Source organism: Morganella sp. EGD-HP17 (assembly GCF_000512315.2).
In the GTDB taxonomy this organism is placed as follows: Bacteria; Pseudomonadota; Gammaproteobacteria; order Enterobacterales; family Enterobacteriaceae; genus Morganella; species Morganella morganii.
This window is the reverse complement of record NZ_AZRH01000013.1, coordinates 67,097-88,001: the sequence shown is the minus strand read 5'-3', so window position 1 is coordinate 88,001 and position 20,905 is coordinate 67,097. Positions and strand designations below refer to the sequence as shown.

At 52.6% G+C, this 20,905-nt stretch carries 22 protein-coding genes; 6 read left to right on the top strand and 16 right to left on the bottom strand.

Features of this window, described 5'->3' with window-relative positions; translation table 11 throughout:
• Positions 1 to 170 precede the first annotated feature (170 nt).
• Both X965_RS14015 and X965_RS14010 read left to right on the top strand, forming a co-directional pair.
• Complete coding sequence (locus X965_RS14015) at positions 171 to 746, top strand: class I SAM-dependent methyltransferase (protein WP_004236898.1); 576 nt, start codon at positions 171 to 173, stop codon at positions 744 to 746.
• A 70-nt stretch (positions 747 to 816) separates the two neighbouring features.
• Positions 817 to 1,269 carry an acetyltransferase gene (locus tag X965_RS14010; RefSeq protein WP_004236899.1) on the top strand — a complete coding sequence of 151 codons (453 nt, stop codon included), beginning with the start codon at positions 817 to 819 and terminating at the stop codon, positions 1,267 to 1,269.
• A gap of 4 nt (positions 1,270 to 1,273) precedes the next feature.
• On the opposite strand, the gene cysM is transcribed toward X965_RS14010, so the two are convergent.
• The 7 genes from cysM to X965_RS13975 form a co-directional block, all read right to left on the bottom strand.
• A complete protein-coding gene (gene cysM / locus X965_RS14005) occupies positions 1,274 to 2,155 on the bottom strand; it encodes a cysteine synthase CysM (RefSeq protein ID WP_036418534.1) in 882 nt (293 codons plus the stop codon).
• 78 nt (positions 2,156 to 2,233) lie between these two features.
• The gene (locus X965_RS14000) at positions 2,234 to 3,316 is read right to left on the bottom strand and encodes an ATP-binding cassette domain-containing protein (RefSeq protein ID WP_036418531.1); all 1,083 of its coding nucleotides are present in this window, start codon (positions 3,314 to 3,316) and stop codon (positions 2,234 to 2,236) included.
• Positions 3,306 to 4,148 (bottom strand): sulfate/thiosulfate ABC transporter permease CysW, encoded by an 843-nt coding sequence (cysW, locus tag X965_RS13995; RefSeq protein WP_036418529.1) that lies wholly within the window; start codon positions 4,146 to 4,148, stop codon positions 3,306 to 3,308. The genes X965_RS14000 and cysW overlap by 11 nt, the downstream gene beginning before the upstream one ends.
• Positions 4,141 to 4,968 carry a sulfate/thiosulfate ABC transporter permease CysT gene (gene cysT / locus X965_RS13990; protein ID WP_004236904.1) on the bottom strand — a complete coding sequence of 276 codons (828 nt, stop codon included), beginning with the start codon at positions 4,966 to 4,968 and terminating at the stop codon, positions 4,141 to 4,143. Before cysT ends, cysW begins: the two co-directional genes overlap by 8 nt.
• 1 nt (position 4,969) lies before the next feature.
• On the bottom strand, positions 4,970 to 6,001 hold the full coding sequence (cysP, locus tag X965_RS13985; RefSeq protein ID WP_036418526.1) for a thiosulfate ABC transporter substrate-binding protein CysP: 1,032 nt from the start codon (positions 5,999 to 6,001) through the stop codon (positions 4,970 to 4,972).
• A 380-nt stretch (positions 6,002 to 6,381) separates the two neighbouring features.
• Positions 6,382 to 7,278 (bottom strand): Dyp-type peroxidase, encoded by an 897-nt coding sequence (locus tag X965_RS13980; RefSeq protein ID WP_036418524.1) that lies wholly within the window; start codon positions 7,276 to 7,278, stop codon positions 6,382 to 6,384.
• Positions 7,279 to 7,380: 102 nt separating this feature from the next.
• Positions 7,381 to 7,974 (bottom strand): RpoE-regulated lipoprotein, encoded by a 594-nt coding sequence (locus X965_RS13975; RefSeq protein WP_036414390.1) that lies wholly within the window; start codon positions 7,972 to 7,974, stop codon positions 7,381 to 7,383.
• Between the two features lie 183 nt (positions 7,975 to 8,157).
• On the opposite strand from X965_RS13975, the gene X965_RS13970 reads away from it, so the two are divergent.
• Entirely contained in the window at positions 8,158 to 8,571 is a 414-nt protein-coding gene (locus X965_RS13970; protein WP_004236908.1) for a YgiW/YdeI family stress tolerance OB fold protein, read from the top strand.
• Here X965_RS13970 and X965_RS13965 read toward each other — a convergent pair.
• On the bottom strand, positions 8,568 to 8,999 hold the full coding sequence (locus tag X965_RS13965) for a GNAT family acetyltransferase (protein ID WP_036418522.1): 432 nt from the start codon (positions 8,997 to 8,999) through the stop codon (positions 8,568 to 8,570). The two genes, X965_RS13970 and X965_RS13965, sit on opposite strands and share 4 nt — an antisense overlap.
• Before the next feature lie 113 nt (positions 9,000 to 9,112).
• On the opposite strand from X965_RS13965, the gene hemF reads away from it, so the two are divergent.
• Together hemF and X965_RS13955 are read left to right on the top strand one after the other, a co-directional pair.
• Positions 9,113 to 10,018 carry an oxygen-dependent coproporphyrinogen oxidase gene (gene hemF, locus X965_RS13960; RefSeq protein WP_036418520.1) on the top strand — a complete coding sequence of 302 codons (906 nt, stop codon included), beginning with the start codon at positions 9,113 to 9,115 and terminating at the stop codon, positions 10,016 to 10,018.
• A gap of 101 nt (positions 10,019 to 10,119) precedes the next feature.
• A complete protein-coding gene (locus X965_RS13955; protein ID WP_004236911.1) occupies positions 10,120 to 11,220 on the top strand; it encodes a M4 family metallopeptidase in 1,101 nt (366 codons plus the stop codon).
• 48 nt (positions 11,221 to 11,268) lie between these two features.
• Here the strand turns inward: X965_RS13955 and der are convergent, their stop codons facing one another.
• From der to X965_RS13915, 8 genes are all read right to left on the bottom strand, one after another.
• Entirely contained in the window at positions 11,269 to 12,774 is a 1,506-nt protein-coding gene (der, locus tag X965_RS13950) for a ribosome biogenesis GTPase Der (protein WP_015422614.1), read from the bottom strand.
• Positions 12,775 to 12,922: 148 nt separating this feature from the next.
• The gene (bamB, locus tag X965_RS13945; RefSeq protein ID WP_004236914.1) at positions 12,923 to 14,095 is read right to left on the bottom strand and encodes an outer membrane protein assembly factor BamB; all 1,173 of its coding nucleotides are present in this window, start codon (positions 14,093 to 14,095) and stop codon (positions 12,923 to 12,925) included.
• A 14-nt stretch (positions 14,096 to 14,109) separates the two neighbouring features.
• Positions 14,110 to 14,727 (bottom strand): tetratricopeptide repeat protein, encoded by a 618-nt coding sequence (locus X965_RS13940; protein WP_004241983.1) that lies wholly within the window; start codon positions 14,725 to 14,727, stop codon positions 14,110 to 14,112.
• Between the two features lie 10 nt (positions 14,728 to 14,737).
• Positions 14,738 to 16,018, bottom strand: a complete 1,281-nt coding sequence (gene hisS, locus X965_RS13935; RefSeq protein ID WP_015422613.1) for a histidine--tRNA ligase — start codon at positions 16,016 to 16,018, stop codon at positions 14,738 to 14,740.
• A 148-nt stretch (positions 16,019 to 16,166) separates the two neighbouring features.
• Positions 16,167 to 17,291, bottom strand: coding sequence for a flavodoxin-dependent (E)-4-hydroxy-3-methylbut-2-enyl-diphosphate synthase (gene ispG, locus X965_RS13930; protein WP_004236917.1), 1,125 nt, complete (start codon positions 17,289 to 17,291; stop codon positions 16,167 to 16,169).
• A 79-nt stretch (positions 17,292 to 17,370) separates the two neighbouring features.
• A complete protein-coding gene (gene rodZ, locus X965_RS13925; RefSeq protein ID WP_036414380.1) occupies positions 17,371 to 18,339 on the bottom strand; it encodes a cytoskeleton protein RodZ in 969 nt (322 codons plus the stop codon).
• Positions 18,340 to 18,482: 143 nt separating this feature from the next.
• Positions 18,483 to 18,833: a tetratricopeptide repeat protein gene (locus tag X965_RS13920; protein WP_036418517.1), complete on the bottom strand. Its 351-nt coding sequence runs from the start codon at positions 18,831 to 18,833 to the stop codon at positions 18,483 to 18,485.
• A 71-nt stretch (positions 18,834 to 18,904) separates the two neighbouring features.
• Positions 18,905 to 20,083 carry a bifunctional tRNA (adenosine(37)-C2)-methyltransferase TrmG/ribosomal RNA large subunit methyltransferase RlmN gene (locus X965_RS13915; RefSeq protein WP_004241977.1) on the bottom strand — a complete coding sequence of 393 codons (1,179 nt, stop codon included), beginning with the start codon at positions 20,081 to 20,083 and terminating at the stop codon, positions 18,905 to 18,907.
• Between the two features lie 297 nt (positions 20,084 to 20,380).
• On the opposite strand from X965_RS13915, the gene X965_RS13910 reads away from it, so the two are divergent.
• Positions 20,381 to 20,824, top strand: coding sequence for a universal stress protein (locus X965_RS13910; RefSeq protein WP_004236922.1), 444 nt, complete (start codon positions 20,381 to 20,383; stop codon positions 20,822 to 20,824).
• The last annotated feature ends 81 nt before the right edge of the window (positions 20,825 to 20,905 follow it).

Genomic DNA, 20,905 nt, shown 5'->3' with positions numbered 1-20,905 from the left:
TGTTTTGTTTTATATGACAGTTTTATGAACTTTTTAATTTTTTCACCGGCTGAAAAATTCCTTATTTATCTGTAGAGGAAAGAGAATAATCGGCATATGATATTGAATACATTTCACTGACGTGACTATTTACACGTGCGTTGTATCCGGGTTTGTAAGGAATGCTTATTATGGAAGTATCAAACTATTCACCGTTACTGAGCTATTACGCGTACATCAAAAAGTTTATTGCATCGCCGGCCACGATGGGAACAATTACCCCTTCATCACGCTGGCTGTGCCGTGCAATGGTTCGTCACGTCGACTGGAGCGGTGTGCAGCATTTTGCTGAGCTGGGTGCCGGTACCGGGGTAATTACCCGTCAGATTCTGGATCAGATGGATCCACTGGCTAAACTGGATGCCTATGAAATTGACCCCTATTTTGTCAGCCTGCTGAATAAATTTCAGGATGGCCGGCTGGGGATTTTTTCTGACTCAGCAGAGAAACTGAACCGCCCGTATAATGTGATTTTCTCCGGTCTGCCGTTCCTGTCAATTGACCGCCGCACCGGGCTGCGTATTCTGAAAGCAGTGCGTGACAATATCGAACTCAGCGACGGGCAGTTTATTCTGTTTCAGTACACCACCAAATTTGAGAAATATCTGCGCCGTTATTTCCATTTCCGCAAAGAGCGTGTATTGTTCAACGTTCCGCCAGCCTGGGTGTATATCTGCACCCCGAAGAGACGTTATACCAATAACTGATCACCCGCAGCGTGTCCCGGGATACCGGGACACCGGCCATTCTCAGTATCCTCTGTTTACGGATTTCTTTATGTTAATTATCACCCCCGCCAAACCGGATCATTTCCCGCGCCTGGTTGCCATCTGGGAATCATCTGTCCGCGCCACTCACGATTTTTTATGTGAGGCTGATATTGAAAAACTGCATCCGCTGCTGCTCAATACCTATCTGCCGAACCTGAATGTGGTGGTGGCGCAGGATGAAAACGGTGTGATCCTCGGTTTTCTCGGCACAGACGCGAACCGGATTGAGATGCTGTTTGTGGATGCGGCTATTCGCGGTAAAGGCACCGGTAAATTCCTGCTGAATTATGCTGTTGAGCAGTTACAGGCAGATGAGCTGGATGTGAATGAACAAAACCCGCAGGGTGTCGGTTTTTACCGCCATATGGGTTTTACACAGACAGGCCGTTCTGAACTGGATGGGGAGGGAAATCCGTTCCCGCTGCTGCACATGAAATACACCGGCAAAACAGCGGGATAATGTCTCAGCCGAAAACGCCGGTCGAGAGATAACGGTCGCCGCGATCGCAGATTACGGCGACAATCACCGCTCCCGGGTTCGCTTTTGCAATTCTCAGTGCACCGGCCACCGCGCCGCCGGAACTGACCCCGCAGAAAATGCCTTCCTGTTGTGCCAGCTGGCGCATCGTATCTTCTGCTTCCTGCTGTGTGATATCCAGAATATCATCCACCAGCTGCGGCTGAAAAATCCCCGGCAGATACCCCGGTGACCAGCGGCGGATCCCCGGAATCTGACTGTTTTCCGCCGGTTGCAGACCGGTGATATTGATCTGCGGTGCGACCTCTTTCAGATAACGCGCCACCCCGGTAATGGTGCCGGTAGTGCCCATAGCTGAGACAAAGTGCGTGATACGCCCGTCCGTCTGCTGCCAGATTTCCGGGCCTGTTGTCCGGTAATGGGCCAGCGGGTTATCGGGATTATTAAACTGATCAAGCACATAACCTTCCCCGTCCGCTGCCATCTGCTGCGCCAGGTCCCGCGCCCCTTCCATGCCCTGTGCCCGGCTGACCAGCACCAGCTCCGCGCCGTAAGCTTTCATGGCGGCCTGACGTTCGGCACTCATATTTTCCGGCATCAGCAACTTTAATTTATAACCGCGAATCGCTGCGATCATCGCCAGCGCAATACCGGTGTTACCGCTGGTGGCTTCAATCAGCGTATCCCCGGGACGGATCTCCCCGCGCTGTTCAGCACCTTCAATCATACTTTTCGCCGCACGATCTTTTACAGAGCCGCCGGGGTTATTACCTTCCGGTTTGACCCAGATTTCTGCGCCACTGCCTTCACCCAACCGTGCAAGCCGGAAAAGCGGGGTATTACCGATCCCATTACTGATAGATGCCACGTTGTTCTGCCTCCTGAGCCATAAACGGAAACCATACCGCCGCCGCAAGGCAGTATGCAACCGGAATTATTTTCATCTTTATGCGCACTGTGCCTGCGGCAGCAGCGCCAGTTCGTCTTCGCCGCGAAACAGCCGTAACTCCCTGATTGTCAGCCAGACAGAATCACCGGCGGCGGCACGGGTGTCCGGCGGTAATATCACCGTCACTTCATCTTCAGCCGCTTCCGTGGTTACCACCGCAGTGCGGTAATGCCCGTGTGAACGGATGGTCACAACCCGGGCAGCAACCGCATCGGCTGAAAAAGTGTGCTGCAATGTCAGCGACCAGGGGCGCACAAATACCGATACCGGCCCGAAACCGGCTGTCAGTGCGGCAACCGGCTGGCGCACACCGCCAATCCGCACCCCGCCATCCGTACCGATATCACCACGGAAAATATTTATCTGACCGAGGAATTCTGTTACAAAGCGGTTGCTGTCATCATTGCCGAGGCTTTCAGGTACCGCGACCTGCTCGATATGTCCGCCACGCATCACCACGATGCGGTCAGCCACCTCCAGCGCCTCTTCCTGATCGTGTGTCACAAACACAGCGGTAAATCCCAGCGACTGATGCAGCTGACGCAGCCAGCGGCGCAGTTCGGTTCTCACCCCTGCATCCAGGGCACCGAACGGCTCATCAAGCAGCAGAATACGCGGCTCTGCCGCCAGCGCTCTGGCCAGTGCCACCCGCTGTTGTTGCCCGCCGGAAAGCTGTGCCGGATAGCGATCCGCCAGGTGCGGCATCTGAATCTTTTCCAGCAGTGACATCACTTTAGCGCGGATTTCTTTTTTTGATGGCCGTGTTTTACGCGGCAATACCGTCAGCCCGAATGCTATGTTGTCAAACACCGTCATATGCCGGAACAGTGCATAGTGCTGGAAGACAAACCCGGCCCGGCGCTCGCCTGCCGCCAGCCCGGAAACCTCTTCCCCGCTGATATACAATTCTCCGGCGCTATGAGGGGTCAGCCCGGCAATAATCCGCAGCAGCGTGGTTTTCCCGGAGCCGGACGGTCCCAGCAGCGCCACCATTTCGCCGTCCGCCACCGACAGCGAGATATCCTGTAATACCGGCTCCGTACCGAAATGGTGTGTCAGATGACGGATTTCAATGCTCATATTTCCTCCGGGATCCCTGATATGCCATCACGCCGTGGCGGATACACAGGGTCACAACAGCCATCAGCGCCAGCAGACCGGATGCGGTAAATGCCGCCACGGTCTGATAATCCTGATGCAATAATTCCACCTGTAACGGTAAAGTGAAGGTTTCTCCCCGAATTGCGCCGGAGACCACTGACACAGCACCAAACTCCCCGATAGCCCGGGCGTTGGTCAGGATCACGCCGTAAAACAGCGGCCAGCGGATATTCGGCAGTGTCACCCGCCACCAGATCTGCCACGTACGGGCTCCCAGCAGCACGGCGGCCTCTTCTTCCTGTGCGCCCTGACTGAGCATCACCGGCACCAGTTCCCGCACCACATAAGGACAGGTTACGAAAATCGTCACCAGCACAATTCCCGGCAACGCAAACATGATTTGGGTATTCAGCGAGTTTTCGAGAAAGCCACCCAGCCAGCTGTTTGAGCCGTACAGCAGCAGATACAACAGCCCGGCAATCACCGGCGATACTGCAAACGGCAGATCCGCCAGTGTCAGCAATAACTGGCGGCCGGGAAAATGAAACCGTGTTACCAGCCACGCCAGCAGTGTGCCGAAAATCAGATTCACCGGCACGGTGATCAGCGCTACGATCACTGTCAGCCAGATAGCATGCAGCATATCCGCCTCCGCCAGTGCACGGATCACACCGCCGATACCATCAGACAGCGCGGTCACAAAAATCCACACCAGCGGAATAACCAGGATGAAAAATGTCAGCAGCAGCCCGGCAGAAATCAGCAGCCACTTCTGCCACGGGAAACGCCGGCGGCGTAGTGTATCAGCCATGAGACCTCCCGGTACGCAATCCGGCGCGGCTCTGAATAATATTGACCGCCAGCAATAACACCAGCGAAGTCATCAGCACCACCGAGGCAATCGCCGCAGCCGCCGGGTATTCAAACTCCTGGAGGCGGACAAAAATCAGGAATGACACCACTTCCGTCTGCCACGCCAGGTTACCGGCGATAAAAATCACCGCACCGAACTCACCAAGGCTGCGGGTAAAGGACAAAACGGTTCCCGCCAGTGCTGCCGGGGCGATTTCCGGCCAGATCACACGGCAGAATATCTGAAAACGCGAAGCACCCAGCGTTTCTGCCGCTTCCTCATACTCCGGTTTCAGAGTTTCCAGCACCGGTTGTACCGTGCGGACCACAAACGGGATACTGGTAAACATCATCGCGACCGCAATACCAATCCAGGTATTCACCACGGTGATATTAAACGAATCAAAAAAACGGCCGTACCAGCCGTTCGGGGCAAAGAGAGTGGCGAGTGTCAGCCCCGCAACCGCCGTGGGCAGCGCAAAGGGCAAATCCATCAGGCCGTCGAGAATACGGCAGCCGGGAAAGCGGTAGCGGGTCAGGATCCAGGCCATCAGCACACCAAACACTGCATTAAACAGACTGGCAGCAAGCGCGGCGAGCAGTGTGACTTTATAAGCGGCGACCACCTGCGGGCCGGTGATCACCTGCCAGTACTGCGCCCAGCTCATCTGCGCCAGCTGTAATACCAGTGCAGTGAGGGGCAGCAGCAGGATCAGTCCGCTGTAGAGCAGCGTAAACCCGAGGGACAGGCCAAATCCCGGCAACACCCGTCTTGCCATATCAGCGTCCCTGAGCCATCAGGGTGTCAAATTCACCGCCTGAATTGAACCGGCTTGTCATTACTTCAGACCATGAACCGAACTGATCTTCCACTTTAAATAAGGTCACCGGCGGGAAATGGCCTTTATTGGCGGCCATCACATCCGGATCAGTCACCCGGTAATTAAACTGCGCCATTTTTGCCTGCGCCGCCGGGCTGTACAGGAAAGTCAGATAGGCATCAGCAACAGCCTGTGTGCCGTTCTTTTCCGTGTTTTTATCCACCCGCGCCACCGGGAATTCTGCCAGGATATTGGACGCCGGGACGATAACATCATAATCATCCGCGCCATATTCATTGCGGATATTATTCACTTCTGATTCAAAACTGATCAGCACATCGCCCAGCCCGCGATCAATAAATGACGTCGTGGCTCCCCGACCGCCGGTATCAAATACCGCGACATTGCTGAGGAATTTTTTCATTTGTTCCTGTGTTTTAGCACTGTTTTTACCGTTTTTCTGCTGCCAGAAACCTTCCGCAGCCAGATAGGTGTAACGACCGTTACCGGAAGTTTTCGGGTTCGGAAAAACGATTTTCACATCATCACGCAGCAGGGAATCCCAGTCTTTGATCTGCTTCGGATTGCCTTTGCGCACGAGGAAAGCCATGGTGGAATAATACGGAGAACTGTTATTCGGCAGACGCGCCTGCCAGTCCGCTGCCAGCAGATTACCTTTATCATGCAGAACCTGCACATCGGTCACCTGGTTATAAGTGACCACATCCGCCCGCAGTCCCTGTAATATCGCCAGCGCCTGTTTTGAGGACCCCCCGTGAGACTGGCGGATAGTCAGCGGATCGTCCGGATGTTCCGCGTTCCACTGTTTTTCAAACAGCGGGTTGATTTCCGTGAACAGCTCACGGGCAATATCATAGGAGCTGTTCAGTAACTGAGCAGCACCGGCAGCGCCGCTCCATACAGCAGAAAGGAGCAGCAGACCGGCAGGTAATACAGCGTTGACAGACAGTTTCACGGCGGAGAACCTCATTATGATGATGCGTTTCAGGTAACTCCGGCCAGTGTGCATATATCCGTAAAGTGACACAAGCCATTTACTTATATCATTATGGAATTATATATAGTGATTATTTACTTCACGATATTATGCATCGATATGTTTCTTCTCTTCCTGTGTTGTGTATACACGAAGGATAGAGGTTGCCTTCAGGGGAAGGTACAGAGGAATAAGGATAAAAACAGACACAAAAATGTGCATCACTGCGGGAAAAGTATGACGGTGATAACGGGCAAAGGAAACGAAAAGCATGCGCGCTACGGATGGCGCGCCTGAGCTTACAGGGATGTATTCACAGCGACTTTTCGTTTTTGCCCGTTATCAGCCGGTTCCGGGCTTAAAGTGACACCCTCTTACAGCGCACTCAGTTGTTCCAGCGACGGCGCATAATAATAAGCCCCGGTTTTCGGTTTACTGAACCGCAGCAGATCATCAAATTTACCGTCGGTTTCACCGAACATACTCAGCAATTGCTGCTCAATATTGTGCAGACGACCGCAGTACGCGATAAAGAACAGGCCGTGCTCACCGCTGGCAGTGCCGTACGGCAGGCTCTGGCGCAGAATGGAAAGCTCTTCGCCCTCTTCCTCAATCACCACGCGGGAAACATGAGAGGTTACATTGCGCACATTTTCATCCAGCTCTGTGCTGTCTGCTTTGGTGCGGCCAATCATTTTTTCCTGCTGCTCTTCAGAAAAACGGGTCCATTTATTCAGGCTGTGTGCCCAGCGCTGAGTCAGGATATAACTGCCGCCCGCATCTTCCCCTTCTGCGATCAGTGCCACGTCCGGGCGCTCATCCCCTTCCGGGTTTTCGGTGCCGTCGATAAAACCGCTCAGGTCACGCTCTTCCGTCCAGCGGAAGCCGTGGGTTTCGCCCTGAATCTCAACCGCATCCGCAAATGCCGCCACCGCTGCCTGTGCCAGCGAGAAGTTGATATCATGACGCTGAGAATGAATGTGGATCAGTAAATCATATTGTGTGGCCGGCGCCAGGCCGCGCCCCAGTTCACGGAAGTTTTTCAGCTCCGGTGCACTGCTCTGACTGCCCAGCTGACGCCACAGGTCATGACCGAATGCCACCGTGGCACTCAGTTGATCAGCCGCAAACTGTGTCTGTAACTTTTTCAGAGCTGCCAGGAAAACCTGACAACCACGCCGGATCGCCGGTAAATCACCTTTGGTGTTTGCTTCAATAAAAATACCGAAACGGCAGTGTTCCGGCAGAATACCGCTTTGTACTTGTGACATATTGCTCCCTTTGCATCGTCAGTCTGATCAGGAAATGGCCTTATCATAAATCACTGACGCGGAATTACTTTGTTATTCCGCAAGTTCATTTATTTTTCCGGATTATTTATTGGCCCAGACGATATAACTGACTGTCCAGTTTTTCAGAATATCATCTGACGGCATCAGGGTTTCAGGGCCGTTCCAGGTTCCGCGGAAAACATAAGAAACACGCGGGGTTTGCGGTGAACGGCAGATAACCTGTGCGCTGTCATCAAATTCAGTGGTCAGGGTACAGGCACCGGCAACGGCCTGCGGATAGATGTCCGAAAAGAGGGTTCCTGTTTTGGTGTCCCATTCCGTGCGGATATCCGCATCATTGGCAACAATGCGCTGCACAGTGCCATTTTCCGGCCCGGACAGACGGATAACCGTTTTATCATCTTTCCGGCCTTCAAAAATTTTAACGATCTGCCCCTGCTCGGTCTGCATACCACCGCGCAGTGTGTATTTATCGTCCAGTCCCTGACTGATCGCCGTTTCGGTCATGGCCGTCTGATTATTCACACCACCGACGCCCTGTGCCGTTACCGTCAGCCCACTGCTGCTGAACCAGCTTACCGGCGATAATGATGACCATGAAAACGAACTGCACCCGTTCAGCATCAGTACGGCACCGGCCGCGGCGGCCAGCTTCATTGCCTGATAACACTTCATTCATTGCTCCTTTGCATTCGGTTCAGATATCAGACTCCGGAATTGACAAAACATTCATTCTGAATTATTACATCAAATAATTTTAACGAAATAGGTATGTTTACCAATTCAGTAACGTAACATTTCCGATAAGATATCTCCTGGTATATAACCGACATTTTTCATTTACCGGCGTCGTAAGCTATGGCTGAAATGACATTCACATCATCGACTTTTTACCTGTTTTCAGCGGTTGTTCTGACAGGTACATTCTGGTTTCAGCCTGCTGCGGCTCTGCCGTCATTTTCTGCCTATGAGTATCATCAGAGCACAGTAAAATGTGAAACACCACAGCGCTTTATCATCAAACAACTGCCCTATCTGCAGGATAACAGCCGGGTGATTCTGGAAGGTAATATTCAGTCTCAGATTTCAGCGGAGCACTATCTGCTGGGGGATTACAGCGGTATCGTCGAGGTAAAAATTCCGGCGGAATTATGGGGGAAAAAGATTATCACCCCTAATGATACCATCCGCATTGAAGGCGGAATGGAAAAAGACCGCCATGCGATTGTGGTAACCGCCGATACACTCAGTGTGGTCAACCCCGGCAGTTAATATTCCGGGTCGGTGATCAGCCGTTTGCTGTAGGTCAGGCTGTCCTGCTGACACTCGTCGTAGGCCAGCTTGTCAAACATGCTCAGCGTGGCGGTATTATCATCCGGAATCGACAGCAGCAACTGCGGACATCCCCGCGCCAGCAGTTTTTTTTCCAGCCTCGCCACCATAGCATTGGCAATCCCCCGTCCCTGAAATTCCGGATGTACTGCCAGATAATAGGCATAGCCCCGGTATCCGTCATAACCGCCCAGCAGTGTGCCCACCACTTCGCCGTTGACTTCCGCCACCAGGAACAGGGCCGGATCATGTGCCATTTTCCGCTCAATCACGGTTTCCGGGTCATCCGGGGGGATGACCAGATCACAACGCTCCCAGAGCGCAACAACCTCTTCAAAATCACCTTGCTGAAATGTGCGAATGTCCATACCGTTACCTGTCTGCCGGTTGTCTGCCCGTGTCCGTGACGGAACGGGTGTGATATCTTATAAAAACAAAATGATATACTAAAGTTTATCAGCAGCTCAATGGTCGTGATGTAATGAATATCCCTGATAGTGACAGTGTTAAAGATTTTTTTCTCAGATTACAGGATTCCCTCTGCGGACAACTCGCCGCCTGTGACGCCGGTGCTGAGTTTACCGAAGATAAGTGGCAGCGGGAGTCCGGCGGCGGCGGACGCAGCCGGGTACTGAAATCCGGTGCACTGTTTGAACAGGCCGGTGTTAATTTTTCACATGTCAGCGGGGAAAGCCTGCCGCCGTCTGCCACGGCACACCGCCCGGAACTCGCCGGGTGCCACTATCAGGCCACGGGGGTTTCGCTGGTGCTTCATCCGCATAATCCGTATGTCCCGGCCGCACACGCCAACGTACGCTTTTTTATTGCCGAAAAAGCCGGCTGTGACCCGGTCTGGTGGTTCGGCGGCGGTTTTGACCTTACTCCTTTCTATCCTTTCACAGAAGATGCCGTACACTGGCACAGTGTCGCCCGGGATATCTGCACGCCGCTGGGCGAAGATGCCTGGCCGCGTTATAAAAAATGGTGCGACGACTATTTTTATCTGAAACACCGCAGCGAAGCGCGCGGTATCGGCGGCCTGTTCTTTGATGATCTGAATAAACCCGGTTTTGAGGAATGCTTTACCTTCACACAGGCTGTCGGCAACGGCTTTACCCGGGCTTATCTGCCGATCGCGGAAAAACGCCGTTCCATCCCTTATGGTGAGCGCGAGCGCCAGTTTCAGCTCTACCGGCGCGGCCGTTATGTGGAGTTTAATCTGGTGTGGGATCGCGGCACATTCTTCGGTTTACAAAGCGGCGGGCGGACCGAGTCCATCCTGATGTCAATGCCGCCGCTGGTGCGCTGGGAATATGACTACCAGCCGCAGCCCGGTTCTCCGGAAGCCGCACTGAGTGATTTTCTTATTCCCCGTGACTGGGTCTGACAACCCTTCACAGTGTGCTGACTGAAAAGCAGGCTGATAGTCTGCTGCGGTAAATATTTTTCTCCGTAAAGATGGTCATTCCAACCACAGGAGAACCGCCTATGTCAGCACATGCCCCGCGCTATTCATTTTTACCGCCCTGGATCCTGAAAAAACGCCTGCTTCATGAAGGGGATCACGAAGAGACACAGTTATGTTATCAGCATATGCAGCGGTTGCTCGGTTACCGACGCCTGCCGGAAACAGAAATGATGCCTCTCAGTTATGCTGCTCTGCCGGAATCCGGATGTACTTCGCAGGCACACCGCCGGGTGATGCATCTGAAAAACCTGACCACCGTTCCGGACCTGTATTACCGCGAAGACCGGAAAGCAGAAAACCCACAGCCACATATGCCTGTGCGGCAGGATACAGATACCGATAATATGTTTGAGTATCTTGATATCATTTACGGTTTTTTTGATGATATCTTTGATTACAAATCCTTTAATGACAACAATGCCACTATCTCCGCCATGACACATTACGGACGCGGCTACTGCAATGCCTTCTGGAACGGCGCACATCTGGTGTTTGGTGCCGGGGATGCCGGAATGAGCGTCACTCCCCTGTTTCTGAGTTTTGCCCAGCTGGATATCGCCACACACGAATTTTCCCACGCTGTGATTGATCACCTTTCCCCGCTGACTTACAGCCATCAGTCCGGTGCTCTGAATGAATCGGTCTGTGATGTGTTTACCGTCATGCTGGGTCATTACCACCGCCGTCACGCCAGCCATCAGGGGGACTGGCATATCGGCAGAACATTGTTTAATAAACAAAGCGGAATTAAAGCACTGCGCTCCCTTTCGTCACCGGGAAATGCCTATAATCACCCGGTGATCGGCAAAGATAAACAGGTAGCACATATGAGAGATTATATTGAGCTGCCGGATGACCCGGAGAATGATAACGGCGGCGTTCATTGTTACTCCGGCATCCCGAACCATGCATTTTACCACTTCGCCTCCGCCCTCGGCGGGTACAGCTGGGAAGTGGCCGGACAGATCTGGTTCGACACGCTGCGCAGAGGCAACCTGCCGCCGGAATGTAATTTCCTCACCTTCGCCCGCGAAACCCTGACTATCGCTGATGAGAACTATGATGAGGAAGTGACTGCTGTGCTGATGAACGCATGGAAAGCCGTCGGGCTGGAGCCGTAAAATGCCGGAAAATAAAAAACCCGCATTAAAAAATGCGGGTTTTCCTGATTAACGGCCTTTTTTGATATGAGACATCAGGCGTTTACGTTTCCGCAGCTGGGTCGCTGTCAGCACGTTTTTCTTATCCGCAAACGGGTTTTCACCCTCTTTAAACTGGATGCGGATAGGCGTTCCCATCACTTTCAGTGACTGACGGAAATAGTTCATCAGGTAACGTTTATAGCCATCCGGTAAATCCGAAACCTGGTTACCGTGGATAACAATAATCGGCGGGTTATAACCCCCTGCATGCGCATATTTCAGTTTGACACGGCGGCCGCGAACCAGCGGCGGCTGGTGATCTTCCGCTGCCATTTTCATGATGCGGGTCACCAGTGCGGTACTGACACGGCGGGTCGCGCAGTCATACGCTTCCTGCACCGAGTCAAACAGGTTACCGACACCGCTGCCGTGCAGCGCGGAGATAAAGTGAATACGGGCGAAATCGACGAAGCCGAGACGCAGTTCCAGCATATCTTTGACGTGCTCACGATCGTCTGCGGTCATGCCATCCCATTTGTTGATGGCGATAACCAGAGAACGGCCGGCATTGAGGATAAAGCCCAGCAGTGACAGATCCTGGTCTGAAATCCCTTCACGGGCATCAATCACCAGCAGCACCACGTTCGCATCCTCAATCGCCTGCAGTGTTTTGATAACGGAGAATTTTTCAACCGTTTCAGTCACTTTACCGCGTTTACGCACACCGGCAGTATCGATAATAATATACTCACGTCCGTCGCGTTCCATCGGGATATAGATACTGTCACGGGTGGTACCCGGCATATCGTAAACCACTACACGCTCTTCACCGAGGATACGGTTGGTCAGCGTGGATTTCCCGACATTCGGACGCCCGACAATCGCCATTTTAATCGGCTGATCAATCGGGTTGAAATCATCTTCCTCTTCGCTGTCTTCCGTTTCTGCTGCCTGTGCCAGGGCTTCCTGCTCTGCCCAGTAAGCGGCGTTAGCCTCTTCTTCGGTTAACTCGCGATCATCATCCTCACTTTCCGGCTCGCCGTAGAACGGCACCAGTGCGCGGGTGATCAACTGACTGACACCACGTCCGTGCGAGGCGGCAATAGGCACCACTTCACCCAGACCCAGGCTGTAGAATTCACCCAGCGCCTGATCCTGATCGATACCGTCGATTTTGTTCGCCACCACAAAGGTGGTTTTGTTATCACGGCTGCGCAGATGTTTGGCAATACCGCTGTCCGCCGGCATCAGGCCGGAACGGGCATCCACCATAAACAGCACGATATCGGCTTCTTCAATCGCCAGCAGCGATTGTGCGGCCATGTGGGTTTCAACGCCCTCTTCCGTGCCATCAATACCGCCGGTATCGATAATAATAAATTCCTGTCCCTCAACCTCTGCACGACCGTACTTACGATCCCGCGTCAGGCCGGGGAAATCAGCAACCAACGCATCGCGCGTACGCGTTAAGCGGTTGAATAATGTGGACTTCCCGACATTGGGACGCCCGACCAGAGCAACGACAGGTATCATGCTTTTACTGCCTCATAACACTGAAAAAATCCCCTGCACCATACAGGAGATTAAAGACGAAACGGCCCCTGTCATTCAGGAGCCGTCAATGAAACCACTCCGCAGTCAGTTACCCTGCCGGAGTGATGCCGGAAACAGCGGTTTACTGTCAGCGGCGGAGCAGGTACAGGCGTCCGTCACGGGCCTGCACCATCAGTTTATCACCGGCAATCGACGGACGGCTGAGAATACCGGAACTGTTCAGTTTATTCTGCGCCACGAACTGTCCGTTGGAGGTATCCAGCCAGTGGAGATAACCTTCACCGTCACCCACGACCAGATAGCCGTTAAAGATTTCCGGTGCGGAGAGATTACGGTGCAGTAATTTATCCTGTGACCACATGGTGACGCCATCCGCTGCGCGCAGACCATAGACGTTATCATCCTGGTCAACAACATAGAGGGATTCGCCATCCAGCACCAGTTCGTTGACTGAACCGAAATCGCGTTTCCACAGAATCTGACCGCTGCGCATATCCATCGCCACCAGATTGCCGTTATACGCGATAGCGTAAACACGACCGTCAGCAACAACCGGGGTCATATCCACGTCATTCAGACGGCTGATTTCGGTGGTACCGGTTGTCTGGGAAATACGCTGCTGCCAGATAATCTGACCCTGGCCGAGCATAACCGCACTGACACGACCGTTGTCACCACCGACAAATGCCGCACCCATGGCCACAGCCGGGGCTGATTCACCACGGACAGACAGGCTTGGGGTATCCAGGTTCAGGCTCCAGCGCTGTTCGCCGGACGCGGTATCAAATGCCTGTAACAGGCCGTTACCGGTATGCACCAGCACCAGGCCGTCACTGACTTCCGGACGGGACAATACTTCACCACCGGCGTTGGCTGTCCATGCGATTTCACCGTCGTTCGCGTTCAGGGCGATCAGCGTACCGCGCTCTGTACCCACATAAACGTGTTCACCGGAAACGGTCAGACCGCCGGATAACATCGCCGGGATATCCGCGGATAAGAAACCGGTTTTTTCCGCCAGATTCACTGACCAGATTTCAACACCGGAATCGGTATCCAGGGCTTTGACCAGGCCATTGCGGTCAGCCGCATAGACACTGGATCCTTCCCATGCCGGGGAAAGATGAGAGTAGTATTTACCGACACCGTCACCGACGGATTTATCCCACACGGTTTCCGGGGTGAACTGACTTGTCACTTCCGGCAGTGGTGACATCACGATAGTATCCTGTTCACTTGAACAGCCGGCCAGCAGCACAGAGGCGACTAATCCTACCAGCAGTGTTTTACGCAGTTGCATTATCGAGAGTCCCCTCACCCGGCTAAGTTATCGAGTTTGAATGTCATAACGGATTTGATAGTCCCGGCACCTTCACTCTGAATACCGGTGGTGTAGGCTTCCTGCGCGCCTTTCACATCCCCTTTCTGTAACAGGGCGTCACCGCGGATATCCTGTGCGTAAGCCGCCCAGCCTTTCCCTTTCACTGCCGCAACGGTCGCCAGCGCGGCATCCGGTTTTTTCTGACCCAGCTGTACACGGGCCAGACGTGCATTAATCAGATCTTTTAAATCTTCATTATCGGTTTTTGTCAGCGCCTGGCTCAGGGCATTTTCTGCCGCCGGGAGGTCGTTGCTGTCAACCGCTTTCATCGCCAGATCAAGACCGGCGATAGCACCGTAGTTGTTATTGGCTTCTTTCGCAAAAGCCTGCAGACGGGCGGTCTGCTCCGCCGGAGTGCCTTTTGCTGTGATCGCCGTTTCATAGGCAATCGCCGCATCCTGTAATTTGCTGACCTGGTGAGACTGATAGTAGTTCCAGCCGGCAATACCGCCGATACCGATGATCAAACCTGCCGCGATTGCTTTGCCGTTTTCGACAAAGAAATTCTTCAGCGCTGATACCTGTTCATTTTCTGTGGTATAGACTTCCACACGTCTCTCCTTAACCTAAAAGTTCGCTCAGACGAGCGGAAAGCCCGCTCTGTGCCAGCGTCTGCTGCTCACCGGTGGCCAGTTCTTTGACAGTGACTGTCCCGTTGGCAATTTCATCCTCACCTAAAATCAGGGCGATGCGCGCACCGTTTTTATCCGCACGGCTCAGCTGACGTTTAAAGTTGCCGCCGCCGTAGTTGGTCATGATACGCACATCCGGCAGGCTGTCGCGGATCTGTTCCGCCAGCATCATTGCCGCAACCTGGCTGCCTTCACCGAAGGAGGCCAGATAAATATCGGTCACTGCAGTTTCGCTCACAAAGTCCGGATTGACGGACTGAACCAGCAGTACCATACGCTCCAGACCCATGGCAAAACCCACCGCCGGGGTATTATGACCGCCGAGCTGTTCAACCAGCCCGTCATAACGGCCGCCCGCGCAGACAGTTCCCTGCGAACCCAGTGCGGTGGTCACCCACTCAAACACGGTGCGGTTATAGTAATCCAGACCACGGACCAGACGCTGATTGATGCGGTACTGAATACCGGCAGCATCCAGGATGGCACACAGGCCGTCAAAGTGGGCTTTTGATTCTTCATCAAGATAATCAAACAGTGCCGGTGCATCGTTCAGGAGTTCCTGAACAACTTTGTCTTTGGAATCCAGCACACGCAGCGGGTTGGTGTACATCCGGCGTTTGCAGTCTTCATCCAGTTTGTCTTTGTGCTGTTCCAGGAAGGCAACCAGTGCTTCACGGTAGTTTGCACGCGCCTGTAACGAACCGATTGAGTTCAGTTCCAGGGTAACATGCTCCGCAATGCCCAGCTCACGCCACCAGCGGGCGGTCATCATAATCAGCTCAGCATCGATATCCGGACCGCTCAGGCCGAAAACTTCCGCACCCAGCTGATGGAACTGACGATAGCGGCCTTTCTGCGGACGCTCGTGGCGGAACATCGGTCCGATATACCAGAGGCGCTGTTCCTGATTGTACAGCAGGCCTTTCTCGATCCCGGCACGAACACAGCCCGCTGTTCCTTCCGGCCGCAGTGTTAAGCTCACATTTTCTTCGCGGTCCTGAAAAGAGTACATTTCCTTTTCAACAACATCAGTCACTTCACCGATGGCGCGCTGAAACAGGGGGGTATGCTCGACAATCGGCGTACGGATTTCACTGATCCCGTAGCTTGTCAGAATGCGTTTAAGCGTGTTTTCAATACGCTGCCATACCGCAGTATCAGCAGGCAGATAATCATTCATACCACGAACAGATTGGATTTTTGTCGCCACGTTAATTCTCTTAACTCAATGAAATATGTTTCCGATTATAAAAGCGACCCTGTGCGGGTGCAATATCGGGAGGCGGATATATCGTCTTAAAACAGCATATCTGTCAAAACAGACAAAACCGGCTCATCAATAATGAGCCGGTCCGCGATTATTCTTTCTCAACCAGACTGATATCAATCCGGTTATTCTGATCCAGCATGGCCGCTTTGGCACGGATTTTCGCTTCCAGCTGATCAATCATATCGGTGTTATCCAGGCGCTCTTTCTGACGGACACCATCTTCATAGAACCCGCTGCGGGTTTTCGCACCGGTCACACCCAGTGTGGAGACTTCCGCCTCGCCCGGACCGTTAACCACACAGCCGATAATCGACACATCCATCGGAGTGATGATATCTTCCAGCCGTTGTTCCAGGGCATTCACGGTGCCAATCACGTCGAACTCCTGACGGGAGCAGGTCGGACAGGCGATAAAGTTAATGCCGCGCGAACGGATACGCAGGGATTTCAGGATATCAAACCCGACCTTCACTTCTTCCACCGGATCCGCTGCCAGCGAGATACGCAGCGTATCACCGATACCTTCCGACAGCAGCATACCTAACCCGATAGCGGATTTCACAGAACCGGCACGTGCGCCGCCCGCTTCGGTAATACCCAGGTGCAGCGGCTGATCAATTTTCTGTGCCAGCAGACGGTAAGCACCGACTGCCAGGAACACATCTGACGCTTTTACACTGACTTTAAACTGGTCAAAATTCAGGCGATCAAGAATGTCCACATGACGCATGGCAGATTCCACCAGCGCTTCCGGTGTCGGTTCGCCGTATTTTTCCTGGATATCTTTTTCCAGTGAACCGCCGTTAACCCCGATACGGATAGGGATATTATAATAACGGGCGCAATCCACAACCTGACGGATACGCTCCTCGCTGCCGATATTACCCGGGTTGATACGCAGACAATCCACGCCGTATTCCGCCACTTTCAGCGCAATGCGGTAGTCAAAGTGAATATCCGCCACCAGCGGTACAGAGACCTGCTGTTTAATCAGTTTAAATGCTTCCGCCGCATCCATGGTCGGTACTGATACGCGGACAATATCCACGCCGACGCGTTCCAGGGATTTAATTTGTCTGACGGTCGCCTCAACATCCGTTGTCCGGGTGTTTGTCATTGATTGTACGGCGATTGGTGCACCATCACCGACCGGCACATTTCCCACGTAAATTCGGGTGGATTTGCGTCTTTTTATCGGGGATTCATTATGCATAAGTCTTTCTCCGGAACATCCTTGTGTCCTTAATCATTGCTGTGTTTATTGTGTAGTAAAGATTTAATTTATAAACCAATTATTCACCGGCTTTCGGCACACTCAGGTTTGCCACCCGGTTTGCCTTAACAAAATGACTCAGGTCAACACTCTGACCTTTGAACTGCACATCCACGGCAGCCGGTGCGCCGATTTTCAGACGGTAAGGTTCTGCGCCCGCAAATTCCAGGGTATCCCCTTTCTGTTTGGTGCCGCTGAAAATTTTTGTACCTTTGTTATCTGTCACTTCCAGCCAGCAGGTGTTTTTAAAGGTCAGAACCAGACCATCCTGTGTCTGTGTGGTGGTCGGCAGCGTGCCGCCTTCACTGTCTACGGCACGGTTAACAACCGCCGGTACGCGGTCACTGCCCGGCAGCGGCACAATCTTGCTGCTGTCAATTTCCTGATCCTGCGGGGTGGCTGCCGATAATTCCAGTGCAGCGGTATTGGTATTACCGGCCGGAGCGGTGTCCGGCGTCCCGGCAGGGGCATTCAGTGTCTGTGGTGCGGTGCTGTCTGCCGGATCGGTACCCGGAACATCTGCCGGAGCATTCACGGTGACATCATTCTGTTGTGCCAGTGAAGCAATATCAGCCTGTTGTGCCTGATACTGCTGCCACCACCACACGCCAACCAGCGCCAGAACCACCAGCAGTACCAGCCAGGTGAACTTCATCAGCCAGCCTTCGCGTTTTTTACGCTGGCGGCCGATAGTCACACTTTTCATCGGCTGGACTTTGGTCATCTGAGCGGGGGCGATTTTATCAAGATAAGGCATGATCGCAGATTCAGGGATCTGCAACAGCTTGGCATACGTACGGACATAACCGCGGATAAAGGTCGGGTTGCCTTCTTTCAGTGCATCTTCTTCGATTTCACGCACTGTAGTCAGTTTAAGACAAAGTCTGTCGGCGACTGTTTCCCGTGATAACTGAAGTTGTTCCCGACGTTGTGTTAAGAATTGGCCAAGAGTGAGTTGGAGATTATCTTGAGATTGAGAGTTATTCATGAGTTTCAGGACACAAACAGTTCTGGTTACGAGAAAGCGCGGAGATCTGCCCTTCCGCGCACCGAAGTTCCGTATTCCGGCATACTGCATGCCACCCGTAATGATAAAAATAATCCTGAAAACAACATCACTTTTATATTGTTTTACAGACTGTTATCCGGCGGACACTCATAAGCCAAAATGTACTGTACCACACTATCACTGCCTGACGGGGAATTCACGGCTAAATTCAGGTATTTTTCCGCAATTTCAGGCTGCTGATCGCATTTTGCACTCAGCGCCGCGCCTGTCAGCGCACCGGTATGCTGCGGCTGTGCTTTCAGTACCCGGTCAAAATGATACCGTGCAGCATCATACCGGCCGGCCTGAAGATAAGACTCACCCAGTGCAAGACGGGTACCGGTCGCAGCCGGTACGGTCTGTGTCACGGGTGCTGTCCGGCATCCTGCCAGCAGCATTACTGCAATTAATCCCGGGGAATACGTCCTTATCATACTGCCTCCTTGTCTGTAAGGCAGGTATATTAACGTAAACAGTCACCGGGGAGTGTTACTTAATATTACTGTCAGACTGCTTTGACAGAGATTGGTTCACCGGCCATGCGTTTTTTCAGTGTCCGTTTGGTCCGGTCGATAACATCACCGGCCAGCTGTCCGCAGGCAGCGTCAATATCATCACCGCGTGTTTTGCGGACAATGGTGGTGAATCCGTATTCCATCAGTACCTTGGCAAAACGGTCAATCCGGCTGTTTGAGCTGCGCCCGTAAGGGGCGCCCGGGAACGGGTTCCACGGGATCAGGTTGATTTTGCTCGGCGTGTCTTTCAGACAGGCCGCCAGCTGATGCGCCTGATCAGTGCTGTCATTGATATGATCCAGCATGACATATTCCACAGTCACACGGCCGCCGTTCGCATTGGATTTTCCGAGATAACGGCGCACAGATGCCAGGAATGTCTCAATGTTATATTTTTTGTTGATCGGCACGATTTCATCACGCACATCATCCGTCGGTGCGTGCAGGGAAATAGCGAGCGCCACATCAATCATATCGCCGAGTTTATCCAGCGCCGGAACCACACCGGAGGTGGAAATCGTCACGCGGCGTTTGGAGAGCCCGAAACCAAAGTCATCCAGCATGATTTCCATCGCCGGGACAACATGGGTCAGGTTCAGCAGCGGTTCACCCATCCCCATCATCACCACGTTGGTGATAGGACGGCGGCCGCTGGATTTCAGGGAGCCGATGATTTTCGCGGCACGCCAGACCTGGCCGATAATTTCAGAGACGCGCAGGTTGCGGTTAAAACCCTGCTGCGCGGTTGAGCAGAATTTGCATTCCAGCGCACAACCGACCTGGGAAGAGACACACAGAGTAGCGCGGTCATCTTCCGGGATATAGACGGTTTCCACTTCCTGGTCGCCGACACGGATAGCCCACTTAATGGTGCCGTCCGCAGAGCGCTGTTCTTCTGACACTTCCGGGGCCCGGATTTCCGCCACCGCTTTCAGTTTGGTGCGCAGCACTTTGTTGATATCGGTCATCAGATCGAAATCATCATAGCAATAGTGATAAATCCACTTCATCACCTGATCAGCACGGAAAGGTTTCTCACCCATATCGGCGAAAAACTGGCGCATTTCTTTGCGGGTCAGGTCGAGTAAATTAATTTTTCCGTTGATTTTTTCAGGAGCAATCGGTGCGGAGCCTGTTACACAGGCGTCTTGAGTGGTCAGTTCTGACATTGTTAACATTGCCTCGTTGTTACACTTTCGGCGGTGACACGCGGCGCGCATCACAGATACAGGAATAAGGATAGCCGCTGAAACGGACTGCGTCACGGATACGGCGGAAATATAAAAGCCCCGTATCATAACGGGGCGCGGCATTGTACAAACATTAATGGTGATATGGCAAATTAAAACACGTAAATGTAAATCGATTTATTGGATAATAGTACTTGTTTAAATCATTTTTTCAGATATTAATAATATTAACACTCATCTTTTACAGGTCATTTAATCTGAAATAAAGGAGTTGTTATGCATAAAATTATACTGGTTCCGATCGATCTGAATGCCGGTGCGTTATCTCAGAACGTCATTACTGAGATTAACGACTATGCCAAAGATAAAAATGTGAAATTTCATTTCGTTACGGTAATTCTTCCGTCTGAACAGCTTTTTGACTATGGTCTGACATTCCCTGTGATGACCGAAAATGCCAAGTCAGAAGACCAGCGCATCAAAGCTCTGCTTGCAAAACTGGATGCCGCCACCGAAAAATTTGCTGTACAGAAAGAACAGATTTCCACCGGTGTACTTATCGGAAGTGCGGCAGAGGCCATTCTTGATAATGCAGAAAGAATTAAAGCCGACCTGATTGTTATCGGTTCCAAAAACCCGACCATGAAAAGCCGTTTCCTGGGCTCCACCGCGTCCGCACTGATCCACTACGCCAATATCTCAGTCCTTGTTGTCCGGTAAAAAAGCAAAAGCCCGGATTACCGGGCTTTTGAGACTGAATTCACTGATAAAGCAGGATAACACAGGTTTTTTCCTGCTTTG